The sequence below is a fragment of the Pedobacter zeaxanthinifaciens genome (assembly GCF_003313335.1).
In the GTDB taxonomy this organism is placed as follows: domain Bacteria; phylum Bacteroidota; class Bacteroidia; order Sphingobacteriales; family Sphingobacteriaceae; genus Pedobacter; species Pedobacter zeaxanthinifaciens.
Window position 1 is genome coordinate 67,350 of record NZ_QMHP01000009.1, and the last position, 16,323, is coordinate 83,672.

Here is a 16,323-nt window from a genome sequence, read left to right on the forward strand (position 1 = left end):
GCGTAAAGTTACAAGCCCAATTTTTTTATTGTTGCTTAGGTGCACTGCGATCAGGTTCATAGTGTAAACCTGGAGAAAGCCAGTACAGTAAAACCATTCTGGAATACCTGTAGTTGAAAGGCGAAAACAGCAAGGTAGTTACAAACAATACCGCAATAAAATACCACAGGTTTTCGTATTCCAGCCCTAAACCAAAAATGTAGGCCGCTACCGATGCAGTAACCATTTCTGCTACGTTCATCGCATAGCTTACAAACATTGCAACATAAAAATAACCCGGCTCACGTTCGAAACGTAAACCGCAATGTGGGCAATATTCGTTCATTTTTTGGACTTTAAATCCGTAGGTAGTGCCAGTAAAGGCATCGCCAACTCTACAGCGAGGACATTTTGCGTGTGAAAACCCATGCCATTGCGAAATATAGTAGGGGTGTTTTTTATTTTGTTCCATAAGGATCTGAGATATATTGTTTTCTAAATTTATCGGGTGTAATGCCCTCATATTTTTTGAAGAACTTAACGAAGTAAGATTGATCTTCAAAGTTCAATTTAAAAGCCACCTCTGCCACCCTCAAATCAAGGTTAACAAGCAATCTTTTGGCTTCTAAAATAATTCTATTTCTAATTAACTTACCTGCCGACAGGCCTAAAAATTCATTGCAAAGTGCGTTTAAATGATTAGGTGTGATGTATAACAGTTCCGCATATTGCTTAGGTAGCTTTAAGTTAGTGTAATTTTGCTCAATAAGCTGCTGGAAATTTCTCAAAATAGTGTCGTTGTAATTGTTTTTGGGTAAGTGTTGGTCGGCATTTACTGTTCTTTCTATTTCAATAAATAACTGCAATAATAAAACTTTCACCAAATCATCATTCCAGGGCTTTTGGTTTTCGCCTTCCTTTAAAATATCCTCAAAGATACCAGTTACTTTGCTGCTCAACCGCTCGTTTAAATTTAACACCTGTTGGTTAGTGGTGCCGCTGAAAAAGCTGAATTTTCCCAAGTAATCTTGTTTTAATAAAATCGAGCTAAAATAAGTAGCTGAAAAGTTGATGATGTAGCCATCGGGTTCGCTGGTGAAATTCCAGCTGTGCACTTGTCCGGGCACCATAAAATAAATCAAATTGGGCCTAACGTCGAACGTGTCGAAATCAATTTGATGTTTGCCTTCGCCTTTGGTGAAAAATACTAAATGGTAGAAGCTGTGGCGGTGTGCGGTATGTAAATGCTGGTGCTGTTGTGCATAAGTTCCAAACCTGCTTACCAGTATTCCATCGTTTTTATACGCTGAAAAATATTTGATGTCGTAAACAGGAATGTTTTTCTTCATTCTAGTAAAAATTAATTGTCACAAATGTATCAAAATTGTATGTATGCTTTATGGTGTTTTATTTTTATTAAATGGTATTTTTTACTTATGCTATGAATTTTATCAGCTAAATTTTAGGTTTTTTATGGATAAAAATACTTTTAAAGATTTTTGGATGTAGGAGGTACTTCTTTAAGTGATAACTTTTTTAAAAAAAAAATGTAGAAATATTTTGCATTATCAAAATCTGCCGTATATTTGTCCTCGAGAGCGTTAATTTAGATGATGGGGGTAGGACTTCGGTTCTATCTCCATTTCTTTTTTAGGGCCTTTTGTAATACCATATCAGCTGTTGCAAAAACAACAATCCAATGAGTAAACCTCCAATGATATCGGTAAGCCAATGCGCTCCCAAATAAATCCTAGATATTGGTCCGGCCACGCACATGAAGTAAGCTAACGCAGTAATGCCTGTACGCCAATATTGTGGTAACGATGTTAGCTGTTTCATCAGGAAAATCAAAAATCCAAAAAATACGATGTAGGAAAGTGTATGGCCACTTGGAAAGCTGTTGTTTTGGTAATGATCAATCAAGGTTACTAAATCAGAGGTAGGTCGGGGACGATCAAACACTCGCTTGAGCACAAAGGTGATAATGCCAGTAAAGGCGATGCAACTTACAAATATTGCTTCACGTTTAAGTTTGTTGGCCATCAAAAGCACAGCGGTAATGAGTAAGCTTGCCAATGCAATACTAAGGTTGCCAAATGCGCTAATTACTATCATCACTTGGTCTAACGCGGGTGTTCTGAATTGCTGCACAAATTGCGAAACACTGGTATCAATTTTATTAACAGGATACTGCAATACAAAATAAGCTAGAATTGAGAATAGCAGCAGTAGAATTGAACTGATCAGTAAGTGTTTTTTTAATGGCATCATCGGTGATTTTTTAAATGGGTTTTCTCAAATATCTGTTTTATCACGCAGCTATTAATTAGTGTAACGATTTTTTTTGGTTAGGTGATCTTTAGTGTACCTTTGGTTTTTATGGGAACTACAAACGAAAATAGCTTGTATCTGCGAACAGTTAATGTTACCCGTTACGTTACGCCTTTACGCGAAGGCGGCTCGATGCCTGCCATTGCCGAGGCCGACGACGGCTTTTTGTATGTATTGAAGTTTAGGGGCGCAGGGCAGGGGCACAAAGCATTGATTTCGGAAATTATTGGTGGTGAAATTGCCCGAGCATTGGGCTTAAGGATGCCTGAGCTTGTTTTTGCAAATTTGGATGAAGCTTTTGGACGAACAGAACCTGATGAGGAAATCCAAGATTTGTTAAAAGCCAGTGTTGGCTTAAACTTAGCCTTGCATTATTTATCGGGAGCCATTACTTACGACCCAACCATCACTAAAATTGAGCCTGTTTTAGCATCTAAAATAGTTTGGATGGATTGCCTGCTGACCAACATGGACCGTACTGCTAGAAATACCAACATGCTGTACTGGCATAAGGAGCTGTGGTTAATTGATCACGGTGCCTCTTTGTATTTTCATCATACTTGGCAAAACTGGGAAGAGCAAGCCAAACGACCCTTTGTGTTAGTTAAAGACCATGTACTATTGCCACAAGCTAGCGAATTGAATGCCATAGATGAAGAAATGAAGGCTTTGCTCACACCTCAGCTTATTCACAATATTTTAGCCCTAATTCCCGAGGAGTGGTTAGATGAGCGTAGCTTTGAAACTGCTGCGCAGCAGCGTGAGGCTTATGCCCAATTTTTAAATACTCGAATTCAAAATTCTTCTGTTTTTGTAAATGAAGCCGAAAATGCAAGACAAGCACTTATTTGAGTATGCAGTAATTCGGGTGATGCCAAGGGTAGAACGCGAAGAGTTTATTAATGTAGGGATTATCATGTACTGCGCAAAGCTGAAATATCTTAATGCGGCATTTAAGGTATTTCCTGAGCGTTTAGTAGCTTTAAATTGCCAACTGGAATTAGATACTATTGAACGTAATTTGGATGCTATAGTAACGATTTGTAAAGGTGGCAAAGCTGCTGGCCCAATTGGCATGTTAGATTTAGCTGGGCGCTTTAGATGGTTAACCGCTACAAGAAGTACGGTTGTGCAGTGTTCCAAAGTTCATCCGGGTTTTTGTGTAGATGCGGAAGAAACCTTGAATAAATTGATGGCAGAATTGGTGCTATAAGATAAATGCGGCTTCCATCCGGAGAACCGCATTTTATCAAACTAAACCTAAATTTAAGTCTTACAAACTTGCTTTTACTTCACCGCAAGTCAACATATTTTTTGGATAGTAAGGATTTTTAATTTCCTTGCAGTCACTTAACCAAATCTCGCCAGTCATTGGGCAAACTTGTTGGTATAAAGGTAAATCCATTGGCTTTAACTTGGCTGCAATATTCCAAAATTTAACCGAAAGCGTGGCAAAAGCTTTGCGCTGCTTATTGATATTTTTAGTAGCTGCAATTTCATTAGCCAAATCAATAATTTCTTTTCGGGTAGTAGTAGATAAGTTCATTTGGTCTAAAGTCAACTTTTTGAATTTAAACTTAGCTAGCGCATCAGCAAGTCCTTTTGCGTTAGCAGTTACCGCAACACTATCAGAAATGAGCAGGTTGTTTTTTAATGCCAAGTAATCCGTAGTGATTTCCTTCTTCAAGGTTTCTCTTTGTTCCACCAATTCTGGTGCTACTTCCTGCTTAGAGGTATTTTGTGCATTAGCTACTGACGCCGCAGTAATTAATGCAATGGTTAATAATCTTTTCATATATCTGCTTTCTTAATTTTTGAAGTGATTTTGTCGATTTCGATGATCAAGTTATCATAATGAAGCTTGTTAAGTCCGGTAGCGGTAGCGTTTAACTTCTCAATATCATTTCTTAGCTTGATCAGGTGTTGTTGGCCATATAATTTCACATCACTACGTTGGGCGTTAGTAAGTGCTTTACCAGGCTCAACTTCTTTAGGCAACAGTAGCATACTCATTTTTTCTACATAGCTGCGTTGAGTACTTCTTCTAAAAAAGTCTTGTTTTTCATCTCCAGAAAATTTAACAAATACCGTTTGCTCTAAATCATTTAAAAATTCAGGCACAGTGTAAGCACCTTCAAACTGCATCGCTTTTTGATTGATGTTATACAACAAGCCACTGCTTAATAACATGGTTAACGTTTGGTTTTGTTGATCTGAAATTTCATCGGCGGCTTTTAGCGGAATTAATTGTGCTATTTCTTGAGGGTAAAGCCAAAGTGGGGCAACAAAAAGCTGCCTGCCAATATAATCAATAGCAGCCTTAACTTTTGTTTTTGGTATTGGCTGATAAACGATGCCTTTTTCGTCTGCAGTTCTTTTTGTTACATAGTTGTTGCCTATGTTTTTAAGTACATGATAAAGATATCTAAGATACTGTCTAACCGCCACTTTGTGCATGTCAGCTAAATTATCATAAGCATCTCCAGGCTCGTAAGTCCATTTAACTAAGTTAGGAACTACACGTTTTAGGTTTTTAATACCATAATCGCTAGCCACAATGGCATCATCGCCAAGGTCTTCTGTTTGGCTTCTTGGATCTTCATCCTTGCCTTCTCCACCAAACCACAATTTAGGGTTGGAAGTAAGGCTATCAGTAGTCAGTTTGGCCAATATTTTTTCCTCTTCAAACTCGTCTTTAGCTTTTGGAAAATAGCCATATCCCCATTTTATTGCCCATTTATCATACATTCCAATACGAGGATAAATGCCTTTACTACTGATGTTATCTTCAGGTTGCGCCACATAATTGAAACGAGCATAATCCATAATGGACACCGTATGACCATTGGCTTCAACCCACTTTTTATCTCGCAGTTTTTCTACAGGTGTAGCACTACTAGCGCCCATGTTGTGGCGTAATCCAATGGTATGGCCTATCTCATGCGAAGATACAAAACGGATCAGCTGTCCCATCAGTTCATCATCTAGGTTCATTTTCCTAGCTCTTGGATCTAAGGGGCCGGCTTGAATCATGTACCAGTTTTGTACCAATTTCATCACGTTGTGAAACCAACCTACATGGCTTTCGATGATTTCGCCACTACGAGGGTCGCTGATGCGAGGACCATAAGCATTAGGTGTTTCGGAAGCATAATACCTCACTACCGAATATCTTGCATCCTCTAAGCTCATGGTGGTATCGCTTTCTGGCCACTCTTTTCCAATAATGGCATTTTTGAAACCAGCTGCTTCGAAAGCTTTTTGCCAGTCATTAATACCTGCAATTAAATAAGGTCTCCATTTTTTTGGCGTAGCAGGATCGATATAATAAACAATTTGCTTTTTAGGCTCCACTAGCTGCCCACTTTGATACTTTTTAATATCCTCTTCTTTAGGTTCCAAGCGATAGCGTTGTACCAAATATTTGGTTTCTGCACGTTGTTGTTCATCGTCAAACAGCACATATTTCTCAGCAAAAAAACCAACACGTTCGTCGAAAAAGCGTTTTCTCATAGGGATTTTAGGCAAAAGCACGATAGAAGTATTCAACCTTAATGTTACGCTACCGCTACTTGCTAAGGAATTGGAATAGGTTTTAGTAGTTTTAACTTCTATGTTAATGGGATAGCTGTTGATTGTTTCTATGAAAGATTTATCATCCGCTAACGAGGTCAGTTTTTTCTCTGTTTTTTCTCCATTTGCTAAAGAAAACATTGGATTTTCCTTTTTAAAAGCATCCGTTACCTCAATTACAATATTGCCGGTGGTTGGATTAGTTGTTTTAATTGGAAACGCGGTAACGATAGGATTTTCATTACTTCCTGCCAAGGCTTTTGCAATCATATCATCCGCTTTGCGCACATCTTGTTTATATTGAAGCGCTCTTAAAAACACCGTATTGTTAGGGCCTTTTTCAAAATAGATGGTTTGTTCATTGGCCTTCTCACCACCGAAGCTACCCATCCCTTGTGGAGTAGCTAAATAGCGGGTTACCGTTAACATGTAGCGGTTAAATAAGCTATCTGGAATTTCGAAATAAAACTTAGTATCAACCTGTGTTACAGTAAATAATCCAGCCTTGCTTTTAGCATTGGAAGTAATTACCTTGTTATAAGGTTGTAGCGCCTTTTGGGTGCTATCGGTTTTTTTTTCTGTTGGATTTTGTGAGTAAGCATACTGCTGTGATGCAGCTAGTATGCTTAAAATTACGAGTAGTTTCTTCATCTAAATTAAAAAGGAATTTTTTCGTCAGTGTTTAAAGTGAGCGATGGGTTCATCCTTAACACATTTAATGGAAAAGGAATGATATATAGCCTTGAATTGGGTTTTAAGGTGTAAGTTTTTTGTGGAACTGTTTTGTTTACGATTGGGAATACACGGGTGATTGTTTTTTCGTATTCTGGTTCAGTATTTAAACGCTTTAAATCGAAGAAACGGTTAAAGCCCAATAATAGCTCTTTACGACGCTCGTTGATGACCAACTCCATGGTTTCTTTTCTGGTGGTAGGTACGGTTAAGTTTACCGTTCCACCTGCTAAAATGCGTTTGGCTCTTAACTTGTTCAAAATATCTACAGCCTCTGCAAATTTGTTATCTCGAGCATAACATTCGGCAAGCATCAAATAAACTTCAGTAGTTTTCATGCCAACTGTGGCATAAAAGAAGCGATTGAAATTAACGGCATAGTAAGCCGTGTTAGAGCCAACATCAAGAAAACTAGCATTGGTAGAGTTAAAGAATAAGTTAAAGCGGGCATCGTTGTTGCCAAATAAAGTTCTTAACTCTGGACTAATAATATACTGATAAGCAAAGTTCATCTCGTTGTATCCGGTCATGTACATATAGCTTAGCACTTCGGGATTATTAGGAGCTATTATTGGCACAGCCGTTGGCCCACCTTGCGCAGCGTACTGCACTAAGTCGAAAATTTGGTTGTTATAGCTTAATGATTTTTCCGCAGCCTCTTTTGCTTGAGCAATTTCTCTTTTGAACAAATGTACTTTTGCCTTAAATGCATAGCCAAAAGCAATGGAAGGATGGTAAATGTCAGCGGGCTTAACTTCCAAATAGGGAAGGGCTTCATCTATATCCTTTTGAATAAAGCTGTAAACTTCGGCCACTGTTGATTTTTTAGGCTTTGCTTCCAAGTCGTATTTATCCATGATACAAATACCACCGTCTGTTGCGGCCGTTTGCGGATCAAAAGCTTTGGCGTAGTGGTTTACTAACAGAAAATGGTCGTAAGCACGTAAAAGCTTAGCTTCTGCTTTTGCTAGCTGTTTTGTTTTTTCATCACCTTTGCTGTTATCTACTAATGAAATTACAGTATTCCACCTGTTGATATAGGCATAGGCCTGATTATAAAAACTAGAGGCAGTTAGCAGTGCTACCCTATCAACTGTTTCATCAAAAGTAAAGTTGATGGTGTTGATGTTAGGCGTAATACCAATAACGTTAGACTCTTTCATCCATTGGTCATCTACCAAATATTGAAAGTTATTGATAGGATAACCACGATTTGGGAATGATACGAGTTGATAGAAATCATTTGCTGTTTCTACGACAAATGCCCCTTTTGGCGTAATCTCTGTATATTTTTCGCAAGCCGTTAAACAAACCATTAACGACAGCAGTAGGATATAATTAATGCGTTTCATGCTATTAAAGTGTTAGGTTGAAACCAAATAAATAAGTTTTAGGTAATGGAAGATTCCTTGTACCGGAGTTCAGCGAGAATGTTTCTGGATCAATATCGTTACCAGCAGCACTCCAATACCAAATATTGTTCATTTGAAAAGTTAGCTTAGCCGAAGAAATTCTTATTTTATCGGCAAATGACTTTGGCAAGTTATAGCTTAAGGATACATTTCTCAGCTTCACATAATCTGCATCGGCTACATTCGCATCGGAGTTACGCCATAATGATAGAATGTTGCTGGCATTGTTGATGATATTTGGAACTTCCGGATAATCAACCCAAATGCGAGGTAACCCATTTGATTGCCCATTTTGCGTCACTGAAGAAGTAATGGCAACGGTTTTTCCATCCGCTGGGTCAACAAAATCCTTACGTAACTTATTTCCGCCAGAGAAAACAAAAAGCATGTTAAGATCAAACTGTTTGTAAGAAATACGTTGAGATAAAGAACCTGTGTAAGTTGGGGTAAGCGAACCCATGTTTACCAATGCCGCTAAATTATTAATACCACTTTTTATACTGGTGGGTATAGGGTTTCCATTTGCGTCAAATAAAATTGATGGATTTCCATTTTCATCTAAAACATAAGGATAGCCGTTTACCATTCCGCCGTAACGGTAAGCGTAAAGCGAATTGAAGCTATCGTTAAGGATTAGGTTGTTGGTTGGTGCACCTACATAGCTAGGCGCAGTGGCGTTGCTGCTAGTTACTTTTTTGATAGCATTGTTATTAAATGCGATGATAAAGTTAGAACTTAAGCGCAAATCTCTTCTGTTGTACCAATCAGAACCAACACTTACTTCAATACCTCTATTTCTCATTGCGCCACTGTTGATCACACGTGATAAAGCACCCACTGTTGGATCTAACTCTGTGGTAGCCAGTAAATCAGTACTGTATTTATGGTAAAGATCAACAGCACCCCTTAACTTATTTTTGAACAAGCTATAATCAATCCCGATATTGGCAGTAGCTACTTTTTCCCATCTTAATTTAGGGTTTGGTAGCGCAGTAATATTGGTGTATTGTAGGGTAGGTATTAGGTTGTCATTACGTCTAGTTGCGGTTAAATAAGGTGTTGAACCCTGATCAACATTACCATTTATGCCATAAGTAGCTCTAAGTTTTAGGAAGTTAACCCAAGTTGCATTTTTAAGGAATTCTTCGTTGCTTGCATTCCATCCTAAACCTACCGACCAAAGCGGACGATTTTTATATTTAGGATCTACACCAAATAAATCGGCACGGTCAACTCTAATACTTCCACTCAAATTGTACTTAGATGCGTAAGTGTAGTTGGCATTTGCATAAGCAGATAAATAACGGTGCTTAGTTTCTCTTTGCGTACGAGAAAGCGTACTTAAAGTTCTGCTACCACCATAAATGTAACTTGTAGCTCCAGTTTGGCTCAGCGTAGCATTGTCGATAATTACTGAGGTTAAGGTAACAGGATCGTAGCCGTATCTTAATTCTTCAATGGTTCTAGGGATGTAAGTTTCACGCATTTCGAAACCACCAATGGCAGAAACTACATGTTTGTTTTGATTGAAAGATTTGTTGTAGTTCAGTTGGTTCCTGAAAGTATAGTTGCTGCTTTGTTGGCTAAATTGGTAGTATCGGCCGCCAGCAGGTAGGGCAGAGGTGTATAAGTTTGTAGCAGTAGCATAATTGGCTAATGCATTAGAAGCATAACGCATTTTATAGGATGTAGCATCATAAAAACTTTCGCGGCTGTTTCTTCTATTTTCATACTGAAATTGTGTGCTGAAACTAATGCCATCGTAAATTTTAGCCTGTAAGTTGGCAAACGCCCTCAAGCCTAATGAGTTTTGTTTCTCGATACCTTCTTGCAATGAATTAAGCATGTTGAAACTGGTAGGCTTTAAACTAGCAGTACTATTAATTTTACCAGCTACCAGTGGGTTCATCGCTAACGAACCGGTAAAGCCATCTTTAATATTAACGTAAGAAGAAATTACCGGGTTGCCATTTTCATCAACCAATTGCTCGTACCTATTTTGAATGAAGAAGTCATTGTAAGATCCATCAGTAACATTGGCGGTACTGTAAGAACCGTTAAAACCAATGGTGGCATCTAACCAAGGTTTTACCTGAAATGTACTTTTGGCATATAGCGTAAAATTTTTATCCTCATTGTACTTTACTCTTTGCTTCGCGTCATCAAAATTTAAAGAAACAAAGGTGTTTTGTTTGGTTGAACTATTTGAAAAAGATAAGTTATAGCGCTGCCTAAATTCATTTTGCCAAATGTTGTTGGTATAATCGTTAACGAAATCGTTTTGCCTCCATTGGTTAATGGTATTTCTAAACTGATCATTCGTGATTTTCCCTTCTTCGAGCTCTCTGTTCAGCTGATAAAGCGGAGAGTAATATTTGATGGTACCGTTTGCGATATCGCCATAAGCATTAAACATAGATGCAGTGCTGGCATATCTCGACCGCTCTTTATTGTAAACCGCCTGTTCATAATCAATAACGTCGCTTGTAGATGCATAGTGCATGTTATCTAAATTAGGCTTGGTACTGATGAAAAAATCAGAGTTTAAGCTTACTTTTAAATTGCCACTTCCTTTTTTAGTGGTTAGCACTATAATCCCATTTCCTGCCCTCGATCCATAAATTGAAGCTGCTGCGGCGTCTTTCAGTACACTTACGCTTTCAATATCGTAAGGATTGATTTCATCGAGTGATAATTCGGTAGGTAAACCGTCAATCACCAAAAGCGGACTGTAGCCTACATTTAGTGAAGAATAAGTACCAATACCTCTTAGGATAGGGCGGTCAGAAGCGCTACCAGTTGGATTTTTATCGTATTGTAAACCTGCCACTCTGCCTTCTAAAGCACTTAAAAGACTGGTTGGAACATTTTCCTTCAATACTTTTTCGCCTACTTCGGTAACTGCAGCCGGTGATTCTAATTTCCTTAGTGTTTGATATCCGGTTACAATTACTTCGTTTAATACCGAATTGGAAGTTTTAAGTGATACAATGATTACCGATCCGGCAGCATTTTTGGAATAGCTAACTTCTTTTTGCTCGTAGCCAAGGTAAGAAAACACCAACGCGTTGTTGCTGTCGCTTACATCAATCCCGAAATGGCCGTTTTTATCAGTGTGGGTAATGTTACTTGTACCTTTTTGAGCTACCGTTACTCCTGGCATTGCTATTCCAGTGCTATCGGTTACCATGCCATGTAGTGTATAGGTATTTTCGCCAGCTGATTTGGAGCGTATTACAATTGTTTTTCCGCTAACGCGATAAGTGAAATCCTGGCCTTTAAATACTTGACCTAGTATTTCGTTGATGTTGTCGCTTTTAATTTCGGCATCAATTGGTTTAGCTTTTTGGGCAAAAGATGCGTCGTAAACAAATTGATAGTTAGTTTTTTTAGAGATTTCGGCAATAACGGTATTTAACGGTGCTTTTTTAAAGCTAAAAGTATAAATATTTTGCCCGAATGATAGCTGAATGGTACTTGCGGTAAGGATAGAGACTAGCAAAAATAATCTCAAATAAGTTATATAAGCAGGCGTACTCTTGCCCACTGGGTTAAGTTTATTCATTTAAAGGTTAGTTGAGTTGATGATTAAATAGTTAGTTTGGAGCGCATGTATTAGTTTTCTATGCTAAGCCTCCTTTCTTCAATTTTAAAGTTAAGTCCAGTAGTTGTTTGCAGCATTTGCAAAACATCCTTAAAGGCAGTATTTCTATTAAGTCTTATATATAAGCGTTTGTTGGGGATACTCTCCGCGTCGAAGGTAAAATCATACCAACGGGAAAGTTCTTGGAGTACGTTAATGAGTGGCTGATCGTTAAATACAAATAAACCATTTGTCCAAGCCAATGTGGCTGCGGTGTCAGCTTGATTTACAAGGATTCCACTTGGATCTGAAATGCCTTCTTCGCCGGGTACTAAAATTTGGCGTTTGGATAAATAGCTCAACTGCACGCTACCTTCAAATAGGGTAGTTTTAGTTTGTTTAGCAAAACTGTTGATCATGAATTCCGTACCTAACACTTTCACGTCGGTTCCACCAACGGAAACAATGAAAGGCATTTTCTTATTCTTTGCTACTTTAAAATATGCTTCGCCATTTACTTTAACATGGCGTTCAGCACCGTAAAATCCAACAGGAAATTCGATGCTTGATTTAGCATTAAGGAAAACTTGCGTGCCGTCGCCAAGAGTCACTTTATAGAAGCCGCCCACTGGTGTGCTTACCGTGTGCAGTGCAGAAAGGCCAGTAGTATCGTTGGATATTTGTCTGTAAATGATGCTACCATCAGCGGCTGTAGTTACTGAAATAGCAGCCGCTGGCGAAAATGACCTGATGGTTTTATTGTCAAGTGCTTTCTCTTCATTATTGATAATGAGCACCGCTTTACTGCTGCCTGGAACAATGTTTACCTGTTTAACATCATTATAAAGCATAAGATAGCCCAAACCAAGCACAACAGCTGCTGCCGCGGCCACTTTGTACCAAGTTTTTGTCCATAATAGTTTCGACTTCGGCTTACGATCTATTTGTTGTTCTATTTTTGCGAAAATATTTTGAAGATGTGGTTGTGAAACGGCAATTGACTGTTCCTCCATTTGCATTTCGGCGTTGATGTGATTTTTTAGCTTTTCTTCGCCCAAGCCGTTTAAGTCTTGAAAAAATAAATCAAGTTCTTTTTGTGTAGCTTGGTTATTTAAAAACCTACTAAATAGTTTGTCGAAATCTGGTTTTTGCTCCATGTTTATATACGTATACGCATGAGATTTAGAAACACACTATTGTGATCTAAAAAAAATAAAATTTTGGATTGTGGAATGCTTGGAGAGCTAGTTCTTTAGATATAAAGCAATCACAAAAGCGAGGAATTCCTTTGAGTGGAAGAATACATAGTCCTTAACCGCTTTGGTGGCATGTACCAATTGATTGCTTACGGTAGAGACACTGATATTTAGTAACTCGGCCACTTCTTTGTAAGACTTTTCCTCTATTTTACAAAGCCTGAAAATTTCTCTACGTTGTGGAGGCAGTTGTGCAATGGCTTCCTGCAAAGCAAGGCTACGCTCCTTATTGTAAATGTAATCCTCCGTTTGGTTGTAAAACGCTGCAAAGGTACTAATTAAGTGCTCCTGCATTTTCTTGTCTTGTGCAAGTTTTCTGTAATAATCGTAAACCGTATTTTGAGCAATGGTATACAACCAAGTTTTAAATGATAGTGTTGGATTAATGATGTCTCTTTTCATCCAAACCTTCAAAAAAACATCCTGAAGTAATTCATCTGCTACTTCGGAAAACTTTACCATCCTGTTTAGCTTTTGATATAATGCCGGGCTGTACTTCTCATAGAAGTAAGCAAATGCTTCCCTGTCGGCATTAATTAGCCGTGTTAAGTAAACATCTTCCGATATATCCTTGGCAAACAATTTAAGAATCAATTTTTTTACTAAGATGAGTATAAATTTTCTTGCTTTCAAAGTCGAAATTAAATTGTGAGGAATGTAGCTTGTTTTAGTACTTATTGTTTTAACTAAAAGGAACTTTAATTAAATGGAGTCAATAATTCTTACCCATTTAAAAGTCAATTTTTTTAAGATGATACCTTGATTTTGTTGAAATTGAATGCTTTTTACGGATATGATGTCAATATCGTACATAAGCTTGTGAAGATTTTATAAATAAGCGAGCACTAAATCATTTAAGTTTGCTTTCGCTTGATGGCTATTGAGCCTATTGTTAACCTAACCAAATACAAACATTCATGAACAACCTTCCTATTTTGGACATCGTCATTATCGTGCTTTACTTATTAGCTATGGTATTGGTGGGGGTTTATTTTTCACGTAAAAACAAAAGTGCCGAACAGTTCACCAAGGCATCGGGTAAAATTCCGGGTTGGGCAATTGGCCTTTCTATCTATGCCACATTTTTAAGTAGCAACACGTTTTTGGGCGTTCCTGGTAAAGCATTTGGCGGCAATTGGAACGCATTTGTTTTTAGCATTTCAATGCCATTGGCCGCTTGGATAGCTTCAAAATATTTTGTGCCTTTTTACAGGAGCATCGGAGGAATATCAGCTTATTCACACCTCGAACATCGTTTTGGCCCATGGGCAAGAACCTATGCGGTAATCTGTTTCCTACTTACACAATTGGCTCGTATGGGATCCATCTTTTTCGGAATTGCATTGAGCTTGCAGGCGCTTACAGGCTACAGTATGTCAACGGTAATGATTGTAATGGGAATCAGTATCATCATTTACACGGTAATGGGAGGTATGGAAGCCGTGATATGGACAGAAGTAGTACAAGGCATTATCAAAACCTTGGGTGCGCTGCTCATCATCTATCTAATTGTTGCGGATATGCCCGGAGGAGTTTCAAAAATCATCGACATCGGCGTAGAAAATAATAAGTTTAGCTTAGGCAGCTTTTCTCCAAACCTAACCGAGTCCACTTTTTGGGTGGTGTTATTTTACGGATTCTTTATCAACCTAAATAACTTCGGTATGGATCAAAATTACGTACAACGTTACCATACTGCCAGTACCGAGCAAGAGGCTCGTAAGTCTGTTTGGTTATGCGTTTGGCTGTACGTTCCTGCTTCATTGCTGTTTTTTATCATCGGTGTTTGCTTGTTTGCTTACTATCAGTTGCACCCTGAATTTACGGATGTTATTAAAATGCAGGTTGCTGCGGAAAGGTTGCCTTCATCCGCAACATCAACACAAATAGCTGATATGGCGGCCTCGTTAAAGGCTTCCGATTATGGCGATAAGGTAATGCCACACTTTATGGTGAATAAAATCCCAGCCGGTTTAGTGGGTTTAATTGTGTCTGCTATTTTATCGGCTGCAATGAGCACCATTAGCTCGGGCATGAATGCATCTGCTACTGTTTTTACGGTAGATATTTACAAAAGATATTTCAAGCCTAATTTAACTGATAAGCAAAACTTAAAGTCGTTACACGTAACCACGGTATTGTTTGGCTTAATGGGCATGGCAACTGGTTTGGCTATGATTGGCGTTAAAAGTTTGCTCGACATTTGGTGGGAACTTTCTGGAATTTTTGCAGGTGGTATGCTTGGTTTATTTCTATTAGGGATGATTAGTAAGAAGGCAAAAAATGCAGAAGCTTTTACCGCAACAATTATTGGTATTGTGGTAATTCTTTGGATGACTTTCTCTAGCCTGATTCCCGAAAAATACGAATTCCTCAGAAGCCCATTTCATAAAAACATGATTATTGTAGTAGGTACGCTGACCATTTTCTTGGCCGGAATCATCATTAGTAAAATAAAGAGCAATAAACAGCAGGCGGTACAAGCCTAATATTTACGTTAGAAATTAAGAAGATCACATGAATACGAAAAAAGGATTTATCCCGGTTATGCTAACTCCGTTTAAGGATAATGGTGCGGTGGATTTTGATGGTTTAACCAAGCTTACCTATTTATACCTTGATGCTGGTGCCGCTGGTTTATTTGCAAATTGCTTGTCGAGCGAGATGTTTGAACTTTCAGAAGAAGAGAGGATTGCCGTAGTTAAGCATGTTGTAAAGTTGGCCAAAGATAAAGTGCCCGTAGTGGCAACCGGAACTTTTGGTGGTGCAATAAGCAAACAGGCTGATTTTGTTAAACGTATTTATGATACAGGTATTGATGCCGTGATTGGAATTACAGGCTTACTGGCTAATGCAAATGATAGTGATGCTATTTTTGAAGCCAATGTACACCAGCTTTTACAACTTACACCTGGCGTACCAATTGGCTTTTATGAATGCCCGGTGCCCTACAAAAGGTTAATTTCTCCGCAACAACTAGGTAGTTTGGTGGCTACTGGCAGAATCACTTACCATAAGGATACTTGTTTGGATATCAATCAAATTAAGGAAAAGATTGCGCTAACCAAACATGTGCAAAATTTTGGCCTTTATGATGCCTATATGGTGCATGCTGTAGAAACCCTAAAAGCCGGGGCAGCTGGCTTATCGTGTATACAAGGCAACTATTTCCCAGAATTAATTGTGTGGTTGTGCAATAACTACAATAACTCTTCGCTTAGTGCAGAAGTAGCCTTGGTACAGCAATTTTTTATTGATCAAATGGATGTGATGCATGATGTATATCCAACGGTGGCGAAATATTACCTTCAAAAACGTGGACTGGACATCAGCACCTTTACCAGAAGAACCGGAATTGGTGAATTTGACGTAGTGGTGAAGGCTAAAATTGATCAGCTTTTTGATGATTACAGTGTGGTGAAAGAGCGCATTAATTTGGAGAATGTGCTAGTGTAAA

The 16,323-nt window shown here is 38.4% G+C and carries 13 protein-coding genes; 4 read left to right on the top strand and 9 right to left on the bottom strand.

Annotated elements, in window-relative coordinates:
• Positions 1–25 precede the first annotated feature (25 nt).
• From DUT68_RS13965 to DUT68_RS13975, 3 genes are all read right to left on the bottom strand, one after another.
• On the bottom strand, positions 26–451 hold the full coding sequence (locus DUT68_RS13965) for a DUF983 domain-containing protein (protein WP_113638832.1): 426 nt from the start codon (positions 449–451) through the stop codon (positions 26–28).
• Positions 438–1,328, bottom strand: a complete 891-nt coding sequence (locus tag DUT68_RS13970; protein ID WP_113638833.1) for a helix-turn-helix transcriptional regulator — start codon at positions 1,326–1,328, stop codon at positions 438–440. Before DUT68_RS13970 ends, DUT68_RS13965 begins: the two co-directional genes overlap by 14 nt.
• A 301-nt stretch (positions 1,329–1,629) precedes the next feature.
• On the bottom strand, positions 1,630–2,250 hold the full coding sequence (locus DUT68_RS13975) for a phosphatase PAP2 family protein (protein ID WP_113638834.1): 621 nt from the start codon (positions 2,248–2,250) through the stop codon (positions 1,630–1,632).
• A 108-nt stretch (positions 2,251–2,358) separates the two neighbouring features.
• Here DUT68_RS13975 and DUT68_RS13980 point away from each other — a divergent pair, with 108 nt between their 5' ends.
• Together DUT68_RS13980 and DUT68_RS13985 are read left to right on the top strand one after the other, a co-directional pair.
• The gene (locus DUT68_RS13980) at positions 2,359–3,162 is read left to right on the top strand and encodes a HipA family kinase (RefSeq protein WP_113638835.1); all 804 of its coding nucleotides are present in this window, start codon (positions 2,359–2,361) and stop codon (positions 3,160–3,162) included.
• Complete coding sequence (locus DUT68_RS13985) at positions 3,140–3,523, top strand: DUF3037 domain-containing protein (RefSeq protein WP_113638836.1); 384 nt, start codon at positions 3,140–3,142, stop codon at positions 3,521–3,523. Before DUT68_RS13980 ends, DUT68_RS13985 begins: the two co-directional genes overlap by 23 nt.
• Positions 3,524–3,583: 60 nt before the next feature.
• On the opposite strand, the gene DUT68_RS13990 is transcribed toward DUT68_RS13985, so the two are convergent.
• The 6 genes from DUT68_RS13990 to DUT68_RS14015 all read right to left on the bottom strand — a co-directional run bounded on the left by DUT68_RS13990 (position 3,584) and on the right by DUT68_RS14015 (position 13,499).
• Positions 3,584–4,105, bottom strand: coding sequence for a DUF3347 domain-containing protein (locus tag DUT68_RS13990; RefSeq protein ID WP_113638837.1), 522 nt, complete (start codon positions 4,103–4,105; stop codon positions 3,584–3,586).
• Complete coding sequence (locus DUT68_RS13995) at positions 4,102–6,534, bottom strand: zinc-dependent metalloprotease (RefSeq protein ID WP_113638838.1); 2,433 nt, start codon at positions 6,532–6,534, stop codon at positions 4,102–4,104. The genes DUT68_RS13990 and DUT68_RS13995 overlap by 4 nt, the downstream gene beginning before the upstream one ends.
• Positions 6,535–6,539: 5 nt before the next feature.
• Positions 6,540–7,967: a RagB/SusD family nutrient uptake outer membrane protein gene (locus DUT68_RS14000; protein WP_113638839.1), complete on the bottom strand. Its 1,428-nt coding sequence runs from the start codon at positions 7,965–7,967 to the stop codon at positions 6,540–6,542.
• Between the two features lie 4 nt (positions 7,968–7,971).
• The gene (locus tag DUT68_RS14005; protein WP_113638840.1) at positions 7,972–11,592 is read right to left on the bottom strand and encodes a SusC/RagA family TonB-linked outer membrane protein; all 3,621 of its coding nucleotides are present in this window, start codon (positions 11,590–11,592) and stop codon (positions 7,972–7,974) included.
• 50 nt (positions 11,593–11,642) lie between these two features.
• Positions 11,643–12,767 carry a FecR family protein gene (locus tag DUT68_RS14010; protein WP_113638841.1) on the bottom strand — a complete coding sequence of 375 codons (1,125 nt, stop codon included), beginning with the start codon at positions 12,765–12,767 and terminating at the stop codon, positions 11,643–11,645.
• Positions 12,768–12,854: 87 nt separating this feature from the next.
• Positions 12,855–13,499 (bottom strand): RNA polymerase sigma factor, encoded by a 645-nt coding sequence (locus tag DUT68_RS14015; RefSeq protein ID WP_237088342.1) that lies wholly within the window; start codon positions 13,497–13,499, stop codon positions 12,855–12,857.
• A 284-nt stretch (positions 13,500–13,783) separates the two neighbouring features.
• Here DUT68_RS14015 and DUT68_RS14020 point away from each other — a divergent pair, with 284 nt between their 5' ends.
• Both DUT68_RS14020 and DUT68_RS14025 read left to right on the top strand, forming a co-directional pair.
• On the top strand, positions 13,784–15,355 hold the full coding sequence (locus DUT68_RS14020; RefSeq protein WP_113638842.1) for a sodium:solute symporter family protein: 1,572 nt from the start codon (positions 13,784–13,786) through the stop codon (positions 15,353–15,355).
• A gap of 28 nt (positions 15,356–15,383) precedes the next feature.
• Positions 15,384–16,322, top strand: a complete 939-nt coding sequence (locus DUT68_RS14025) for a dihydrodipicolinate synthase family protein (RefSeq protein ID WP_113638843.1) — start codon at positions 15,384–15,386, stop codon at positions 16,320–16,322.
• The last annotated feature ends 1 nt before the right edge of the window (position 16,323 follow it).

Bases quoted from the DNA above. Each gene is read 5' to 3' on its own strand.
- DUT68_RS13965 (WP_113638832.1), bottom strand. From the start codon at position 451: ATGGAACAAAATAAAAAACACCCCTACTATATTTCGCAATGGCATGGG.
- DUT68_RS13970 (WP_113638833.1), bottom strand. From the start codon at position 1,328: ATGAAGAAAAACATTCCTGTTTACGACATCAAATATTTTTCAGCGTAT.
- DUT68_RS13975 (WP_113638834.1), bottom strand. From the start codon at position 2,250: ATGATGCCATTAAAAAAACACTTACTGATCAGTTCAATTCTACTGCTG.
- DUT68_RS13980 (WP_113638835.1), top strand. From the start codon at position 2,359: ATGGGAACTACAAACGAAAATAGCTTGTATCTGCGAACAGTTAATGTT.
- DUT68_RS13985 (WP_113638836.1), top strand. From the start codon at position 3,140: ATGCAAGACAAGCACTTATTTGAGTATGCAGTAATTCGGGTGATGCCA.
- DUT68_RS13990 (WP_113638837.1), bottom strand. From the start codon at position 4,105: ATGAAAAGATTATTAACCATTGCATTAATTACTGCGGCGTCAGTAGCT.
- DUT68_RS13995 (WP_113638838.1), bottom strand. From the start codon at position 6,534: ATGAAGAAACTACTCGTAATTTTAAGCATACTAGCTGCATCACAGCAG.
- DUT68_RS14000 (WP_113638839.1), bottom strand. From the start codon at position 7,967: ATGAAACGCATTAATTATATCCTACTGCTGTCGTTAATGGTTTGTTTA.
- DUT68_RS14005 (WP_113638840.1), bottom strand. From the start codon at position 11,592: ATGAATAAACTTAACCCAGTGGGCAAGAGTACGCCTGCTTATATAACT.
- DUT68_RS14010 (WP_113638841.1), bottom strand. From the start codon at position 12,767: ATGGAGCAAAAACCAGATTTCGACAAACTATTTAGTAGGTTTTTAAAT.
- DUT68_RS14020 (WP_113638842.1), top strand. From the start codon at position 13,784: ATGAACAACCTTCCTATTTTGGACATCGTCATTATCGTGCTTTACTTA.
- DUT68_RS14025 (WP_113638843.1), top strand. From the start codon at position 15,384: ATGAATACGAAAAAAGGATTTATCCCGGTTATGCTAACTCCGTTTAAG.